The sequence below is a fragment of the Sphingomicrobium arenosum genome (assembly GCF_026157085.1).
GTDB lineage: Bacteria > Pseudomonadota > Alphaproteobacteria > Sphingomonadales > Sphingomonadaceae > Sphingomicrobium > Sphingomicrobium arenosum.
Genome location: NZ_JANPVN010000001.1, coordinates 1,089,157 through 1,105,927, shown reverse-complemented (window position 1 = coordinate 1,105,927; position 16,771 = coordinate 1,089,157). Strand labels below are relative to the sequence as shown.

14 protein-coding genes are annotated in these 16,771 nt (G+C 66.2%); 3 read left to right on the top strand and 11 right to left on the bottom strand.

Annotated features, from left to right (window positions below; translation table 11 throughout):
- The first annotated feature begins 17 nt into the window (after positions 1-17).
- The gene (locus NUW51_RS05365; RefSeq protein WP_265563449.1) at positions 18-716 is read left to right on the top strand and encodes an SIMPL domain-containing protein; all 699 of its coding nucleotides are present in this window, start codon (positions 18-20) and stop codon (positions 714-716) included.
- 23 nt (positions 717-739) lie between these two features.
- On the opposite strand, the gene NUW51_RS05360 is transcribed toward NUW51_RS05365, so the two are convergent.
- Positions 740-1,036, bottom strand: coding sequence for a hypothetical protein (locus NUW51_RS05360; protein ID WP_265563447.1), 297 nt, complete (start codon positions 1,034-1,036; stop codon positions 740-742).
- On the opposite strand from NUW51_RS05360, the gene NUW51_RS05355 reads away from it, so the two are divergent.
- Positions 1,026-1,892: an OmpA family protein gene (locus NUW51_RS05355; protein WP_407696322.1), complete on the top strand. Its 867-nt coding sequence runs from the start codon at positions 1,026-1,028 to the stop codon at positions 1,890-1,892. The genes NUW51_RS05360 and NUW51_RS05355 overlap by 11 nt on opposite strands.
- 70 nt (positions 1,893-1,962) lie before the next feature.
- On the opposite strand, the gene NUW51_RS05350 is transcribed toward NUW51_RS05355, so the two are convergent.
- Positions 1,963-3,291, bottom strand: coding sequence for a M24 family metallopeptidase (locus tag NUW51_RS05350; RefSeq protein ID WP_265563444.1), 1,329 nt, complete (start codon positions 3,289-3,291; stop codon positions 1,963-1,965).
- A 153-nt stretch (positions 3,292-3,444) separates the two neighbouring features.
- Here NUW51_RS05350 and NUW51_RS05345 point away from each other — a divergent pair, with 153 nt between their 5' ends.
- Entirely contained in the window at positions 3,445-4,674 is a 1,230-nt protein-coding gene (locus NUW51_RS05345) for a serine hydrolase domain-containing protein (RefSeq protein ID WP_265563442.1), read from the top strand.
- Here NUW51_RS05345 and rimO read toward each other — a convergent pair.
- From rimO to NUW51_RS05300, 9 genes are all read right to left on the bottom strand, one after another.
- Positions 4,671-6,026 (bottom strand): 30S ribosomal protein S12 methylthiotransferase RimO, encoded by a 1,356-nt coding sequence (rimO, locus tag NUW51_RS05340; RefSeq protein WP_265563441.1) that lies wholly within the window; start codon positions 6,024-6,026, stop codon positions 4,671-4,673. The genes NUW51_RS05345 and rimO overlap by 4 nt on opposite strands.
- A 53-nt stretch (positions 6,027-6,079) precedes the next feature.
- Positions 6,080-7,579 (bottom strand): DUF1963 domain-containing protein, encoded by a 1,500-nt coding sequence (locus NUW51_RS05335; protein WP_265563439.1) that lies wholly within the window; start codon positions 7,577-7,579, stop codon positions 6,080-6,082.
- Positions 7,580-7,657: 78 nt separating this feature from the next.
- Positions 7,658-8,725 (bottom strand): potassium channel family protein, encoded by a 1,068-nt coding sequence (locus tag NUW51_RS05330; protein ID WP_265563436.1) that lies wholly within the window; start codon positions 8,723-8,725, stop codon positions 7,658-7,660.
- A 69-nt stretch (positions 8,726-8,794) separates the two neighbouring features.
- The gene (locus tag NUW51_RS05325) at positions 8,795-9,931 is read right to left on the bottom strand and encodes a hypothetical protein (protein ID WP_265563434.1); all 1,137 of its coding nucleotides are present in this window, start codon (positions 9,929-9,931) and stop codon (positions 8,795-8,797) included.
- 18 nt (positions 9,932-9,949) lie between these two features.
- Positions 9,950-11,104 carry a hypothetical protein gene (locus NUW51_RS05320; RefSeq protein WP_265563432.1) on the bottom strand — a complete coding sequence of 385 codons (1,155 nt, stop codon included), beginning with the start codon at positions 11,102-11,104 and terminating at the stop codon, positions 9,950-9,952.
- Positions 11,105-11,152: 48 nt separating this feature from the next.
- Complete coding sequence (gene parE / locus NUW51_RS05315) at positions 11,153-13,144, bottom strand: DNA topoisomerase IV subunit B (RefSeq protein ID WP_265563430.1); 1,992 nt, start codon at positions 13,142-13,144, stop codon at positions 11,153-11,155.
- A 49-nt stretch (positions 13,145-13,193) separates the two neighbouring features.
- Positions 13,194-13,955: a hypothetical protein gene (locus NUW51_RS05310; protein ID WP_265563429.1), complete on the bottom strand. Its 762-nt coding sequence runs from the start codon at positions 13,953-13,955 to the stop codon at positions 13,194-13,196.
- Positions 13,956-14,001: 46 nt separating this feature from the next.
- Entirely contained in the window at positions 14,002-15,369 is a 1,368-nt protein-coding gene (locus NUW51_RS05305; RefSeq protein ID WP_265563426.1) for an amidohydrolase family protein, read from the bottom strand.
- A gap of 13 nt (positions 15,370-15,382) precedes the next feature.
- Positions 15,383-16,738 carry an aminopeptidase P N-terminal domain-containing protein gene (locus tag NUW51_RS05300; RefSeq protein WP_265563424.1) on the bottom strand — a complete coding sequence of 452 codons (1,356 nt, stop codon included), beginning with the start codon at positions 16,736-16,738 and terminating at the stop codon, positions 15,383-15,385.
- Positions 16,739-16,771 lie beyond the last annotated feature (33 nt).

Sequence of the window (16,771 nt, the reverse complement as noted above, 5' to 3'; positions counted from 1 at the left end):
ACGTGAGGGGGGAAGATATGATCGGTGTTTTTGCGTTGAGTGCGGCGATGGCGGTCGCGCAGCAATCGGGCTTGGTGGTTACGGGCGAAGGGCGCGTATCGAGCCCACCGACCTATGCCGACGTGGATTATAGCGTGGTTGGCGAGGGCAAGACCCGCGAAGAAGCGCTGGCCGCCTTGGTGACGATGGTCCAGGCTGTCGAGACTTCCGTTCGCAAAGTCGATCCGACGGCAGCTCCGCGGAGCGATGATTTGGAAGTGACGACAATCCACAGCGAGGACTGTTATAAAGACGGCTATGGCCAGCGACGCCTGCCGCTCGGCGGGGCGTGCCAAATCGAAGGCTATGTGGCGCAGCAGGATTTTCACGTGCGCACCTTGGCGGTTCGCGATGCGGGAACGTTGGTGGCGCAGGCAAGTCTCGCTGGGGCGAACAGCGCCTCGATCGACGACTTCGGACTGGCCGACCCCGGTCCTGCCCAGCAACAGGCGCTGGAGGCGGCCTTCCTCGACGCGCGACGCGAAGCGATGGCGATTGCCAAGGCGGGGCGGTTCGAGCTGGGCCCGGTGCTCAGGGTCGACAGTGACACGCCGGGCGACATCATCGTCGTGACCGGGTCGCGGCTGCGGGCAGACGTCGAGATGTTCGAGGTGCCGATGGTGCCGAGCGAGGTCGAGACCAAGGCGAAGGTGAGGGTGACGTTCTCGATCGAGTAGGGTCCCCCGATCGGGAAGATCGTCTAGGCAGCGAAATCTGCCGCCTGGGCAATGGCTTGTTCGATTCTCTTCTCGCTCGCACGGATCGGCTCGTCGGTGGTGACAAACGGCTCACCGCGCGCCTGAACCGCCGCACCCGTATAATTAACAAGTCCTAAACAGACCCCATTTTCGTTCATCTGGCAGCAAGGTTTCGGCGAACAGTCGGGGCTCCAAACGGGGCGTAAACCTGTCGCGCTCGCGGCGGGAAGGTCTTTTCTAGGGAGCGAATTTGTGAAGAATTTCAATCGTCTTGCCGTATCCATCCTGATGGCTGCCATTGCCATTCCTGCGAGCGCCACTGCCGCGCAGCAGGATGGCACCATGGACCAGATCACCATCACCGGGCAGATGCCCACGAGCCTCGACGGGCTGCCCGATGGTCCCAAGCTCGAAGGCTTCATCGCGGCGCGTCGCGGCGGTCAGGTGCAGATCGCGCTCGAGGACGGCGGCAAGAGCTCGTTCCTCGTCGTGCCGGCGACCAAGATCCGCGCGCGCGGCGGCATGCTCGGCATGGGTCGCGACACGCTCGATGCGGGATCGCTCTACAATGGGCTGCCGGTCACGGTGAAGACGGCGCAGTGGGGCGGCGGGCTCGTCGCGACCAAGGTCAGCCTCAAGGCCAAGGACCTCAAGACCGCCTCGATGATCCACAATGGCACCGACCAGCGCTTTGGCGAGCATGACGTCGCCATCGCCGAGAATGCGGCGGCGACCGAGGCGCTGCGCGGGCGCTTTGGCGATATCGACCAGTATAATGTGAAGGACGTGACCAACGTCTATTTCGACACTGGCAAGTGGGCGATCTCGTCGGACGATGTCGACCTGTTGTGCGAGACGGCGGCGGACGCCGAGGCGATGGACAATGCGCTGCTGCTGGTCGTCGGCTATACCGATTCGGTCGGTGACGAGGACTATAACCAGGTGCTGAGCGAGCGCCGCGCAGGCAAGGTCGTCAACACGCTGCAGCAGAAGTGCGGCTGGGCGCCTTATCGCATGCTGACCCCGACGGGCATGGCCGAGGCCGATCCGGCGGCGGATAACGACACCGAGGAAGGCAAGGCGCTCAACCGCCGCGTGTCGGTCAACATCCTCGTCAGCAAGGCGGTCGACGGCATCGGCCAGTCGGGCTTCTAAGCGGACTGAGGAAAGAGGGGCCCCGGCGGCACTCGGCTGTGATCGGGTGTTGCCGGGGCCCTCTTTGCGTCTAGTCGCTGGGGATGAGGGTGATCTCGTCCTGGCGGCCATCGAGGTAGCGGACGGTCTTGCCGTCGAACCAGGCGTCTTCCTCTGAGCGGAAATCAACGCGCTGGCCGCCCCATTCGGGCACCGCGGAATAAGTGGTAAGTTCGATCGACCAGGCGGTGTTGGCGTGGACCGCGCCGGCGCCGCGCGGGTCGGCGTCCTGATTGTCCCAGAAGCCGATGGCGGGGCCGGCGCCATGGCCGTGGAGGCCGATGGGGTGCGAATAGATCGACGGGTCGTAGCCCTGCGCGATGGCCTCGGCGCGGGCGCGGGCGAGAATGGTGTTGCCGGGCTCGTCGGCGCGGAAGCTCTGGCGGAGGATATCGGCGACGGCCTTGGTGTTCTCGTGGCCTTGGCGGAGGCCTGCGGGCACCTCGGTCTCGCCGGGTTTCAGGACATAGGCGAGATGCTGGGTGTCGGTGTTGAGGCGCAGATAGGTGAGGCCGAAGTCGGTCCACAGGAGGTCGCCGGGCATGATGACCATGTCGTTATATTGGACGCCGTCTAGCCCAGCGCGCTGGATGCCGAGGCTGGGGTGGAACCAGGGCTGGAGGCCTAGGCGGGCGAGGCGCTCGCGCATCCACCAGCGGACCTGGCCGGTGGTGGTGACGCCGGGGGTGATGACCTTGCGGCTGAATGCCTCGGCGATGATCGCGTGGGCGATGCGGACAATGCCAGGGTAGAGGGCGAGCTCGGTCGGGGTGCGGGTCTCGAGCCAGCGGATCGAGAGGTCCTCGCCCGAGACGATGCGGTCCTCCAGATGATCGGGGAGGGCGGCCATCATCAGTTCGTACTGGCTGTGGGTCATGCCGTCACCGAAGGCCGAGAGGTCGGAGGTGTTGATGGCGATCTTTTGCGGGTCGCGATCGGCGATCAGGTCGGCGAGCGCGGCCCATTGGTCGGGCTGGCGCGCGGGGTCCCAGACGACCTCGAACAGGTCGGCGATGCCGTAGCGCGAGACGCTGAGGCGCTCGATCGGCTGGCCCTCGCCGGGGTCGTGGAAGACGAGAATGGTGCGGCGGCGGGCGGAAAAGTCCTCGCCGCTCAGCATCGAGGCGGTGACGGGATCCTCGAAATATTCGCGCGCCATGAGCACCCACAGGTCGATCCCCTCGGCGCGCATGACCTGTGGCAGGACGGTCTCGAAACGTTCGCGCAAGACGCGATCGACGACCTCGGCGCGCTCCTTCATCGGGAGGATGGCGGGGAGCGCAGGGGCGGGATCCTCGACGTCGGTGAGGGGGAGGACGGGCTGGGCGGCGGCGAGGGCGAGCGCAAGGGTGCTGATCATTTCGCCACGAGACAGGATGTGGGGACGAGGATCAAGTTCGATCGAGCGGCGAGCGGATCGACGGGGGGCGGGGCGTGCGCTTGTGTCGGACCGAGCGGATGCTAGGAGAGGGCGCGAGATTTCGGAGCTGAAACGATTGGCGAGGGGGCGGCGATGAAACGACGGGACGCATTGAAGTTGATCGGTGGCGGTTCGCTTATCGGGCTGGGAGGTTGCGCGACTTCGGCGGTAGGGGTTCGGGACGGCGCTGTGCGCGATTACGGGCCGCTGTTCGCCGAACTCGAGCGGCTTGTGCGCGAGGTGCCGATCCCGTCGCTGAATGCGGCGATCGTGCGGGATGGACGAACGGTATTTGCCGCTGCGATCGGATATGCCGATGTCGAGACGCGACGTGAGATCAAGCGCGACACGATCCAGAATTTCGGCTCCACGACCAAGATGGTGACGCTGACCGCGGCGATGCAGTTGGTAGAGCGGGGGCGATTGTCGCTCGATGCCGATGTGGACGAGCTACTGCCTTTCAGCGTCGCGAACCCTGCCTTCCCCGACACGCCGATCACGCTGCGGCAGTTGCTTTCGCATCGATCGTCCGTTCGCGACGATGAGCGGTACGAGGACAGCTATGCCTGCGGTCAGGTGGCGGTGGGACTTGGCGATTGGCTCGCGGGCTATTTCGAGGCGGGCGGGGCCTATGCGGATTGGGCGCCGGGAAGCGCGGACAAGCGCGAATATAGCAATGTCGGCACCGCGCTGGTCGGGCACATGGTCGAGCGTGCGTCGGGGCTCGAGTTCGAGGAATATTGCCGAGCCAATATCTTCGAGCCGCTAGGCATGGAGCGTAGCCGCTTTTCTCTCGACGGGGCGGCGGCGGATGCGATGGCGGTGCCCTATACGGTGACGCCCGAATGGTTCGGGGAACGGCATTTCGCGGGGCGCTTTGCCAAGCTCAGCCGTTATGATCTCGAGCAGCGACCGATCGAGGTGGGGGCGGCGCGACCTTTCTGTCAGTATAGCCTGCCGACCTTCCCCGATGGCGGGCTGCGCAGCAATGCGCGTGAATTTGCGCGCTTCATCGGGGCATGGGCCAATGGCGGCTGGTCAGCGGAGACAGGGGCGCGATTGCTCGGGCCAGAGAGCATGGGCTTCATCCTCGGCGAGCCGCTGGTCGGTTGGGAGCGGCGCGAGCGCTTTTATGGCGATAGCGAGCGGTCGCTGCCGGGCGGGGCGCTCGTCTGTCACAATGGTGCCGATCCCGGGGTGGGGAGCTTTGCCGGCTTCCGTCCGGGGACGGGTGACGGGATAGTGTTCGCCTTCAACCGCTGGTTCATGGATCATGTCGCCGATGCGGTGCTGGAGGCGATGCTGCCCTATCTCGTCGACTAGGCGACCGGCACCCCGAACAGGTCGTGTTCGTCGGCATCCTCGATGGTCACGCGGGCGAAGTCGCCGGGCTTGAGGTGGGCGGCGTCGCGCAGGTGGACTTCGCCGTCGATCTCGGGGGCGTCGGCCTTGCTGCGGCCCGTCGCGCCGCCAGTTTCCTCATCGACGAGGTCGATGATGACGTCCTGGGTGGTGCCGACCTTGGCCTTGAGTTTCGCGGCAGAGATTTTCGCGGTGTGCTCCATGAGGCGGGCGAAGCGTTCTTCCTTGACTTCCTCGGGGACGGCGCCGTCGAGGTCGTTGGCGGCAGCGCCTTCGACGGGTTCGAAGCGGAACGCGCCGACGCGGTCCAACTGCGCCTCTTCGAGCCAGTCCATGAGGTACCGGAAATCCTCTTCGGTCTCGCCGGGGAAGCCGAGGACGAAGCTGCTGCGGATCGCGATGTCGGGGCAGACCTGGCGCCATGCCTTCAGCCGTTCGAGCACCTTGGCCTCATTGGCGGGGCGGCGCATACGCTTCAGGACGGCGGGGCTGGCGTGCTGGAAGGGGATGTCGAGATAGGGGGTGAGCTTGCCCTCTGCCATCAGCGGGATGACCGCATCGACATGGGGGTAGGGGTAGACATAATGGAGGCGGATCCACGGGGTCTCGCCCTCGGGGGTGCGCAAATTGCCGAGATGCGTCGCGAGATCGAGCATGCGGGCATTGATCTCCTCGCCCTTCCAGTTCCACGTCTGGTTCTTGAGGTCGATGCCGTAGGCCGACGTGTCCTGGCTGATGATCAGCAGCTCTTTCGTGCCAGCGGCGACGAGCTTTTCGGCCTCGCGCAGGACGGCATCGGGGCGGCGCGACGCGAGGTCGCCGCGGATGCTCGGGATGATGCAGAAGCTGCAGCGGTGGTTGCAGCCTTCGGAAATCTTCACATAGCTGTAGTGGCGCGGGGTGAGCTTGGTGTCGGGCAGCTGGGGGACGAGGTCCACATAGGGCGAGAGGTGCGGGGGCACGGCCTCGTGGACCGCGCCGACGACCTGCTCGTACTGCTGGGGGCCGGTCACGGCGAGCACCTTGGGGTGCGTCTTCATGATCAGCTCGGCCTCGTTGCCGAGGCAGCCGGTGACGATGACGCGGCCGTTTTCGGCGATCGCTTCGCCGATGGCTTCCAAGGATTCCTCTTTCGCGCTGTCGAGGAAGCCGCAGGTGTTGACGAGGACGACGTCGGCGCCCTCGTAATCGGGGCTCATGGCATAGCCGTCGGCGCGCAGCTTGGTGAGAATGCGTTCGGAATCGACAAGGGCCTTGGGACAGCCGAGCGAGACCATGCCCACCTTGGGGGCGTCGGGGATTTTCGTTGCCATGATGCGCGCGCCCTTACGGACAAATTGCGGCGAAATCCAGATGGATCAGGCGATTAGTAAGCCTCGGCGGTCAATTCGACGGCGTCGAAATTGCCCGCTGCAAGGTCCTCGGGCCGGATCCAATATTGGTAGACGCCTTCATTGAAATGGTGGCCGATGGGGATGTTGGCCCCCAGTTCGAGGAGCAGCAGCCATTCGCCGACGCGCTCCTCGGCCTCCATTTGGACGAAGGTGGGGGCGGAAAAGGCGCGCGCATCGCCGGCCGAGAAGCGATGGCGGTTGCGGACCATGGCAAGCGCATCCGCGCCGACGCTCTCGCCCGCGCCGAGCGCGGCTTCGATGGCGTCCACGGTAATCGCCTTGAGGCAGGGCACGGAGAATTTGTGATGGCGGCGCAGGAGCTTCCAGAAATCGTTGGCGGCGGTGCGGCTAAGGTCGCGGTTCGCGCTGGCGGCACGGTCGATCTTGCCGCGCCAGGTGCGCAGGTCGGCTTCCAAGGCCTTGGCGTCCTTCTGGTTGCCGGGACGTTCGGGTCGGTCCAGCAAGCGAAGGAGATGGCCGCAGGCGATGCGGATCGAACGCCACGAGGCGGGAAAGGCTTCATAGGGGCGGTCGGGCTTGCCCTGCGCATCGAGCGACACGCTGTAGGGCGCGCAATGGCCGAGTTCGGATTCCAGTCGCGCGACTTCGGCGGCGGCGGTGTCGCGGTCGATCGCGCCGGGCCAGTAGTGCTGGTCCTGCGTGCCGTCGCGCTCCGGATTGGCGTGGAGGACGACCGGGTCGAAGCTCCAGTGCGGCAGCAAGCGGGGCCATTCCTCTGCATTGGACGGCCAGCCCCAGGCGGCGGGGCTTTCGTAAAGGTGGGGCAGCGTCTCGGGCGGCTCGGCGGGGGAAAGCGGCTGGTCGGCGGCGACGTGGACGACCTTCCATTGCCAATAGGCGCCCCAGTGCAGGTCCTGGAAGAAGAGCAGGCGGCCGGTCTCTGGGAGGAGCTGGAAGCTGGCGGCGGCAGGAAGCGCGGCGCAGTCGAGCGAGGCGATGAAGGAGAGGGCGCGGGTGTCGCCGTCCGATGTGGTGAAGCTGGGCCATTGGAAGCCCTCGGGCACCCTGGGAACGCCGCCCCAGTGGCTGGCGTGGTCGCGTTGCGGCGGGATATGCTGGCGGAACATCACCGCCTGTTCGCGCACCTTGCGCAAGGCGGGGTGGGCGCGGCGAGGGCGCGGCGGGGCGGAGAGCGCGGGCTCGGGTTCGCGCGCCACGTCGGTCAACTCGAGCGGTGCATCGTCGCTGGCGGCGGGGGCGAGCCCGCTTTCGAGGCGGTCCTGAAGGTCGTGGACTTCATTGGGTTCGCTCGGGGCGGGCGTTTCCTCGTCGACCGGCCGCGGCGCCGGGCGCGGGGCGGCGGGGAGCAGCTTGGGGGGCTTGGCGAATTTCTCTTCGGCGGCCATTTCCTGCGCCTGTCCGGCTAGGCGGGCGAGGCGCGCGGCGGCCTGTTCGGGCGCATCGCGGTGATCTGGCGTTAACTGCCGACGGCCGAATGTTTTCCTAATCATTTCCACCCCTTATCTGATGGGATGGTGACGAATAGAGGTTTCGGAAATGTTTACTTCACCGAAATGATAGCGGGCGGATCAACCCGTCTTGCAGGCGGGGAAGGCGTGGCCGGGGATGATTTCGATGATGTGATCGCCGGCGCGCAATTCGCGGGCGCCTTCTTCCCAGAAACCGATCGCCTTGCCGTCGCGCAGGATGCGCACGCCAAGCCCGATGGCGGCGTCTTTGAGGGACTTGCCGACCTCGAAAGGTTCGATCTCGCGCTCGTGGAGGCGGACGCGGCCGGTGGCGCTGGCGAGGTCGGCCATATAGTCGGCGATGCCCGCGCCATGCGCGCTGCCCGCGAGCAGGAGGCCGGCGAAGCTGGTGGGGTTGATGACGGTCGTCGCGCCCGCGGCACGGGCGGGAAATTCGTTATCCTCGGCGCGCACGGCGAGGCTGATGTGCAGCTTGGGGCACAGATGGCGCGCGGTCAGGCAGATGAGGATCGAGGTATCGTCGCGGCCCGCCGAGATGATCATGGTCGAGGCCTGGCGCAGGCGCACGGCCTCCATGGTTTCATCGCGCGTGGCGTCGGCCTGGAGGACGATGCAGCCCATGCGTTCGGCCTTGGCGATGCTGTCGGGATTCTGGTCGATGACGACGATCTTCTTGGGATCCTCGCCGCGGGCGATCAGCTCGTCGACCGCCTCGCCGCCCGAGGTGCCGAAACCGGCGACGACGATATGGCCGGTGAGGGTGCGTTGCAATCTGCGCATGAGGAAGGTGTCCCAGGTTCGCTTGATGACGAAGGTGTAGGCGGTGCCCGCGAGAATCAAGATGAAGAAGATGCGCGCGGGCGTAACCATGAGCGCGTCGAACAGACGCGCGCGTTCGGTGACGGGCACGATGTCGCCATAGCCCGTCGTCGTCGCCGAGATCATGGTAAAATAGATGACGTCGGCAAAGGAAAGTTCGCCATCGACATTGTCGACGAAAGCGTCGCGTTCGATCCAATGGACCGCGATGATGAAGGAGAGGAGCGCGAAGAGGAGCCCCATTCGGATGCCGAATTGCGCCCAGCCCGATAGCGGGCTCTTCTGGCGCAGGAGGGGGATCTGCTGCCCCGGCCGGACGCGGGGATCGGGGCGCTGCTTGCGGTCCATCGAGCTTCAATAGGGCGGGTGGGGCGCGGTTTAAAGCTATTTTCCGCCGCGCCCCGGTCCCCAAGGCGATCAATAGTCGGTCATGTCGACCGAATGGACTTCGATCTTCTCGTCATATTGCGGGATGCGCGAGCCGCTGATGTGCCTGAGGTTGGAGACGAAGGTGAAGCGCTCGATCTTGTCGAAATCGCCCTTTCCGGGGCGGGCCACATAGCGGCGGCCTTCGATCTGGCGCAGGATGCGGTCGACCCACGGCCCGTCGCCCGATCGGGCAATGACGTCGATGGCCTCGATCTCACCACCCTCTGTGATGGTGAAGGCGACATCCATCCATTGATCGCGCATGTGCGCGGCGGCACGGCGTTTCGTGACGCTATTGCCTTTCGTGAAGTCTCTCGTTTCCTTCCAGAAGTCGTAACCGAAATCGATGCCATAATCGGGCGCATCGAGCAGCATGGGTGTCGCGTCGCCATCCGCGCGGTCGGCAGCGAGCGCGGGCAGGAGCGCCTCGATCGCGGCGCGCTCGGCGGCGTCCTCGGCATGGCGATAGAGAAGGATGCCGGCGCGATAGCGGATGTAGCCGGCGACGCTGTCGTTGCTGAAGATCGCCTCGGCGATGCGGCGGCCGGCACGCTCTTCGCCGACGAGATATTCCACGCGGGCGTGCTGGACGCGGGCCTGGGCGGCGAGGTCGATGTAGCCGAGGCGGTCGGCATCCTCGGCGATGTCGTGAAGTTCGCGCATCACGCCTCTTGCATGGCCGTGGTCCATCGAGGCGACGGCGGCATCGATGCGGCCTTCGAGCACCAGCGGGTCGTCGTCGGGCAGCCCCGCCTTCAGCGCCCGCGTGCTGGCATAGGCGCTCGATCGGGCCCGGTCGAACTGGCCGAGGTGGCGGGTCACGGTCGAATGCGAGACGTAGAGGTTCGAGAGATGGATCGGAAATTCGTCGCCCTCGCGCCAGTTGCGGCGCAGCGAGGCTTCGAGCGTGCGCTGGGCGCCGCGATATTCGCCGGCGGCGAATTGGTTGCGAGCGTGGACGATGGAAGCGTCCATGTCCTCATCGGGCGGGCAATCGCGATCGAGGCAGGCGTCGAGCGCGGCGCGGCTTTCCTCAAGCGCATAGCCAGTGACGATGATGGGATCATCGTCCGTGTTGCTGGCCTGTGGGAGGGCCGCAGCGAGCGCGATGGCGACAATCGACATGGAGAAATCCTTTCAGGATTAATTGGCGGCGTGCGTCGGCAGGAGGACCGAATGATATTCGAGGTCGGGGCCGAATTGCTGGAGGCGCGAGCCGGTGCGCACTTCGAGCTTGCCGGTGAGGAGGAAGCGTTCGCGGCGCTCGATGGCCTCGGGCTTGCCGTGGGGGGCATAGCGGCGGCCCTCGAGATGGGCGAGGACCTGGTCGGTCCAGTGATTGTCGGCGGGGGCGTCGATCAGTTCGACATCGGTGACGCTGCCGTCGGGCTGGACCGTATAGGCGAAGTCGGCCCATTGATTTTCCATTGAGCCCATGGGGCGGCGGTTGGCGCTGGCGTTTTGTGCCGGCCCCATGCCGTCCTTGAAAAGCTGTTCAGCGTTAACGCCCCTTCCTCCGGGCACGAGCGGTGGGGAATCGACAAGGACAAGCTGGTCGACTTCGCCGCCCAGTCGCGCCGTGATCGCGTCGGTCTCGATGTCGTCGCGGTAGCGCTCGGGCGCCAAGGCGAGGAGGAGGTTGGCCTTGAGCCTGAGGTCGGGCGAGATGTTGGCCTCGTCGCGGACGATCGCGGCGAGCAGGCGGCCGGCATCGCGCTGGCGGCTGTTGACGAGAAGGATGCGCGAGCGGTGGATGTCCGCGAGCGCGGCGATCTCGGCATAGCCGAGGTCGCGGGCGTCCTCGGCGATATCGTCGAACATGGTCTCGGCGCGCGTGATCTGGTCGCGCGCCACTTCGTCGAGTGCGGCCTCGATCCGGGCCTTGAAAATGAAGGGGTCGTTTTCGGGCAGACCATCCTTCAGCGCGCGCAGGGCGGCGTAGCGGCTGCTCTGCGCCTTGTCGGTGGCGCCCAGATGCGTGTTGAGCATGCCGAGGCCATTGTGCGCATTGTAGAGATGGACGGGGAAGCGGTCGCTCTCGCGCCGGTTGCGGCGCACGGTGGATTCGAGCGTCGCGCGCGCCCCGCGCAGGTCACCGGCGGCGAATTGGTTGCGGGCATGGACAATGGAGGCGTCCACATCCTCGTCGGGCGGGCAGTCGCGGGCGAGGCAGGCGTCGAGCGCGGCCTTGCTCTCGTCGAGCGCATAGCCGGTGACGACGATGGTGTCGGGATCGCTGGGCTGCGGAGCGGTCTGCGTGATCGGGCTGGCAGTCGCCAGCAGGACGGACAGCAACATCTGGAGACGTCTCCTAACGCGAAACGTCCCTAAACCCCGGCTGGGACGCTATACGTCGATGGCGCCTTCTTCAAGCCCCGGTGCCTCGGCCTGGATGAAGGCGAAACGATGCTCGGGTTTCTTGCCCATGAGGCGTTCGACGACGTCGCGCGCGGGCTGCTGGTCCTGATAGTCGGTCGGCAGGGTGATGCGGATGAGGCTGCGGCTCGCGGGGTCCATGGTGGTTTCCTTGAGCTGATTGGGATTCATCTCGCCAAGGCCCTTGAAGCGGCTGACCTCGACCTTCTTGCCCTTGAAATGCTTGTCCTCGAGCTCGGCGCGATGCGCATCGTCGCGGGCGTAGAGCGACTTGGAGCCTGCGGTGAGGCGGTAGAGCGGGGGCTGTGCGAGATAGAGGCGGCCGCGCTTCACCAGTTCGGGCATTTCCTGGAAGAAGAAGGTCATCAGCAGGGTCGCGATATGCGCCCCGTCGACGTCGGCGTCGGTCATGATGATGATCTTGTCGTAGCGTAAGCTGTCATCGTCATAATCGTCGCGGATGCCGCAGCCGAGCGCGAGGCTCAGATCGGCGATCTCGCTGTTGGCGCGGATTTTCTCGCGGGTGGCCGACGCGACGTTGAGGATCTTGCCACGGATGGGGAGGATGGCCTGCGTCTTGCGGTTGCGCGCCTGCTTGGCGCTGCCGCCCGCGCTGTCGCCCTCGACGATGAACAGTTCGGTTTCGCCCTCGTCCGAGCCGGAATTGGCGCAGTCGGTGAGCTTGCCGGGGAGGCGAAGTTTCTTGGCGCTGGTCGCGGTCTTGCGCTTCACCTCGCGTTCGGCGCGGCGCTTGAGGCGTTCGTCCATGCGCTCGAGGACAGAGCCGAGGAGCGCGCGGCCGCGATCCATATTGTCGGCGAGATAATGGTCGAAATGGTCGCGCACGGCATTTTCGACGAAGCGCGCGGCTTCGAGGCTCGTCAGGCGGTCCTTGGTCTGCGACTGGAAATGCGGATCGCGGATGAAGACCGACAGCAGGCATTCGATCCCGCCGAACACGTCGTCGGCGGTGATTTTGGCGGCTTTCTTCTCGCCCACCAATTCGCCGAAGGCGCGCAGGCCCTTGGTCAGCGCGGCGCGCAAGCCCGCCTCGTGGGTGCCGCCATCGGGGGTGGGGATCGTGTTGCAATAGTAGCGCTGGTAGCCGTCGGTCCACAGCGGCCAGGCGATGGCCCATTCGCAGCGGCCCTGGTCGTCGGGGAAGTCCTGCGACCCTGAGAAAGCGGGGCTGGTGATCGTGCCCCGGTCGCCGAGCATCTCGGTAAGGTGGTCGGCAAGGCCGTTGTCGAACTTGAAGGTCGCGCTCTCGGGGACGTCGTCCTTGGCGAGGCTGGGCGCGCATTTCCAGCGGATCTCGACGCCGCCGTAGAGATAGGCTTTCGAGCGGGCGAGGTCATGGAGACGCTTGGGGTTGAACTTCGCATCGGCGCCGAAGATCTCGGGGTCGGGGGTGAAGGTCACCTTGGTGCCGCGCCGGTTGGGGGCGGCGCCGACTTCCTGAAGCTTCGAGGTGGCGTGACCCTTGGCGAAGGTCTGGCGATAGACGGTCTTGTCGCGGGCGACTTCGACCACGGTCTCGGTCGAGAGGGCGTTGACGACGCTGACGCCGACGCCGTGGAGGCCGCCCGACGTCGCATAGGCCTTGCCCTCGAACTTGCCGCCCGAGTGGAGCGTGGTGAGGATGACCTCGAGCGCCGACTTGTCCTTGAACTTTGGGTGCGGGTCGATGGGAATGCCGCGGCCATTGTCGGCGACGGTCAGGCGGTTGCCCTCGTCAAGCTCGATCTCGATCCGGGTGGCGTGGCCCGCGACGGCTTCGTCCATCGAATTGTCGATGACCTCGGCGGCGAGATGATGGAGCGCGCGCGCATCGGTGCCGCCGATATACATGCCGGGGCGACGGCGGACGGGTTCCAAGCCCTCGAGCACCTCGATCGAGGAAGCGTCATAATCGGAGGGCGTCGGTTGAGACGGAGCGGAATCGAAAAGTTCGTCGGACATTGTCGAGAAGCTATAGGGTCAGGCGGGCATCGCTGCCAAGCGAAAGCCTTCAGCCCGGATGGGGGAGGCCGAGGAGCGCGTTGACACGCTCGCGGATCGGGTTTTCGCACCAATAGGGTGCGCGCTTTGCATGAATGAGTTCGATATCGAGCCGGTCGCGCACATCGTCATGAACCGCGAGGACATAGCCAGCGCTGCCGCGGGGGTTTGGGTCGTCGACGGGGTTGCAGCGAATGAGCTCGACGTCGTCGCCCGAGCGATTGACGCTGGCGCAGACATGGTCGCTGGTGATGCGCGTGTAGCGCCGGGGGTACATGGGGCGGTCGCGGTCATAGTCCCACGGGCCGAGGCGATGCCAGTCGAGCGCGCCCGGGTGAATGGTGATGCCCGAGGCTGAGACGTCGTGATAATCGGCGAGATAGGCGAGGAGGCGGCCGGGGAGCGCGGCGCGGGTCGCAGGCGGCAGCTCGCCGCCCTCGATGTCGAGGAACAGCGCGAGATTTTGTTCGCGGTCGCTGGCGCAGCGGTTGGAATAGCGATGGTCCCAGCGCGGCTCGGGCATATCGATGCCGGGTAGGGCGAAGAAGCGGTCGACGCCCTCATCCACGCTGCGCCAGCCGTTGGCATTGTCGACCGCCCAGAGGGTAGGGCCGATCCCCAGCGCGGCGACGACGAGGAGGCTGACGAGCCGACGATGGCGCGGCTTGCCGGGGGGCGAGCGCTGGATGATCCAATGATTGATGCCGCCGACCAGCAGCAGGCCGAGAAACACCGCCACCAGGGCGAAGATAGAAAATTCGTCGCGGCTCATCGGCGCCTCCCGCTGCGCCTTCTAGAGGGTGGGGCTTAAGGGAGGATTATTCGGCCGCGCTGCTTTGGGCGACGGCCTGTGCGGTCCAGTCCTTAAACGCGTGCAGCGAGGCGGGGTTGAGCCAGCGGCCATCGATCATGACGCCGTGGATGGCGCGGGTATTGGCGATGTCGTCCAAGGGATTGGCGGTGAGGAGGAGGAGATCGGCCTGCGCCCCGACGGCGATGCGGCGCTGGGAATCGTCCTCGCCGAGGAAGCGGGCGACATTGATGGTGGAGGTGCGCAGCGCTTCGGCGGGGGTGAGGCCGCGTTTCACCATCAGCGCGATTTCCTCATGGAGACCGATGGCGGGCAGGATGTGCGGATTAGCACTGTCGCTGCCCGAGAGCAGGAGCGCGTCAGCATCGATGAGCGCGCGCAGGTCGGCAGCTTCGACGGCTTCGAACGCCTTGGAGTCGAGGCGCGCGAGGTCTTCGGGCGAGCCTGTGGGGCAGGGGCTCTTGGTCGCCCACCAGTCATGATGGAAGCGGCGCACATAGCGCAATTCGGGGCGCGCCATGCGCGCTTCGTGCTCGGCGCAACTCAGTCTCTCGCCTTCCCAGACCGACATGGTCGGGACGATGGCGACCTCGGCATTCTTGAGGGCAGCGACGAGGCGGGCACGGCGTTCGGGCGGGTACATGGTGTCGAGCGCGACCTCGCCCGAGCGAAGGAGGCGCGCCTTGCCGCGTCGCTCCTTATATTCGTCGGCAAGCTCGACCGCGTCGAAGCCGTTCCAATGTTCGATGCTCTGTATCCGGTCGGCGATCATCCGCTCGATGCCGATATCGTCGGAGACATGGCCCGCGAAGCGCAGGCCCTGGCGGGCGGATTCATCGACGATGGCGGCATAGACGTCGGGGGAGAGGTTGGCGACGATCTTGATGAAGTCGTAGCCGGCGGCAGCCTGGCGCGCGACTTCGGCGCGGGCCTCGGCGGGGTCGGTGTAGGCGACGGCGCTGGCATACATGGTCGGCGGGCCACCGATGACCGCGCCGGCGATCATCATGTCGGGGCCGATTAAGTCGCCGGCGCGGATTTCATCGCGCAAGTCGAGGAGGAAGGGGCGCCCCCACATGACGCGCACGGTGGTGACCCCTTCGGCGATGAAGAGCGGGAACCAGTCGGTGTTGGTCGAATGGACGTGCATGTCGGCAAGGCCGGGCATGAGGTAGCGGCCACCACCTTGAATCAGCTGCGTGCCCTCGGGGATGGGCGCGTCGGCGGCGGTGATCGCGGTGATGTGGTTATTTTCGACGAGGACGGTGCGATCCTCGATAATCGTGCCGTTCTCGACATCGACCACGTCGACGCCGACGAAGGCGCTGGGCGGCTGGATCGGCTGGAGGGCGAGGGGAAGGGCGGCGAGGAGCATGGCGCGCGCCCCTCTAGCGGCCCGAGCGGACGGCGGCTTCGACGTCGTCGGGCCGGTAAGGGATGGCCTCGCTCATGCGGCGGCTGCCCGATCCGGTGACGAGGAATTCATCCTCGATGCGGATGCCGAAATTTTCCTGTGGGCGGTAGACGCCGGGCTCGATGGTGAGGACGGCATTTTCGGGCAAGGGCGCGCGATAGTCGCCTACGTCATGGACATCGAGGCCGACGAAATGCCCCAGGCCGTGCCAGAAATCGTCGCGGTAGCCGGCGGCCTCGAGGCTGTTCTCGGCGACGACCTGCACCTCATGGAAATAGGCACCGGGGCGCATGGCGCGGGCGGCGGCGACCTGCGCGTCGAGCACGGCTTCGTAGGCGGCGCGCTGCGCTGGCGAGAAGGTGCCGCTGACCGGGAAGGTGCGGGTGATGTCAGCGGCATAGGTGCGGTAGGATGCGCCGATGTCGTTGAGGACGAGATCGCCGTCGCCGATGGTGCCGTCGCGGCCGGTGTAGTGAAGCGTCGCGCCGGCGCGGCCTGCGGCAGTGATCGAAGGGAAGGCGAGATGGTCGGCGCCGGCGGCGCGGAAAGCGTTTTCAATGATGTGGACCAGTTCGCGTTCGCTCATGCCTGGTCGAGCCGAACGCATGGCGGCGAGATGGCCCGCGGCGGTGGCGTCGATCGCCTTTTGCATCAGTTCGAGCTCGCGCGGCTCCTTGATGGTGCGCATCCGCTCGATGAGGTCGGGGCGGCTGACGATGGTGGTGCCGGGGACGCGCTGGGCGATGCGCTGGTAAAGCGCGAGCGCGGGGGGCACGGGGGCATTGGGGCTCGCGAGCGGGCCGAGGAAGACGAGCTTCTTGTGGGCCTGCGCCAACTCGGTGAGGAGGACGTCGGGCGCGCTGCCGCGAAGGATGCGGTTGAAACCAGTACGCTCGCGCAGCGCGCGACTGACCGAGACGCGCTCGCCCTCCCATCGTTCGTAGCGCTCCGAGCGGTCGGGGAGGTAGAGCTCTTCCTTGCGCACGCGTTCGGCGGGGGCGAGGACGATGGCGGCGCCGGGCTCGTCATGGAGGCCGGTGAGATAGGCGAAGTCCATGTCCTGAATGGGGCGCGCGCCCTCGGTCATGAGGACGGTTTCGGTGGGATCGATGCGCGTCGCGCCATAAAGGACCGCGACGCCGCCATCCAGTTCCCGCGCCAGCGCGGCGCGGCGGGCGGCGTAGACTTGCGGGGAGAAGGGATAGGTGGGGGCGGGTTTGCCGTAGGCGCCGTCGGCGGTCCAGACTTGCGCGGTGGCCGTGCCGGGCAGCGCGGCGGCGAGCGTGGTGCCGGACAGGCCGGCGGCGAGAAATTGGCGACGATCGAACATGCGCTTCCCCCTTTTCAGGGAATGTGCGCGGCC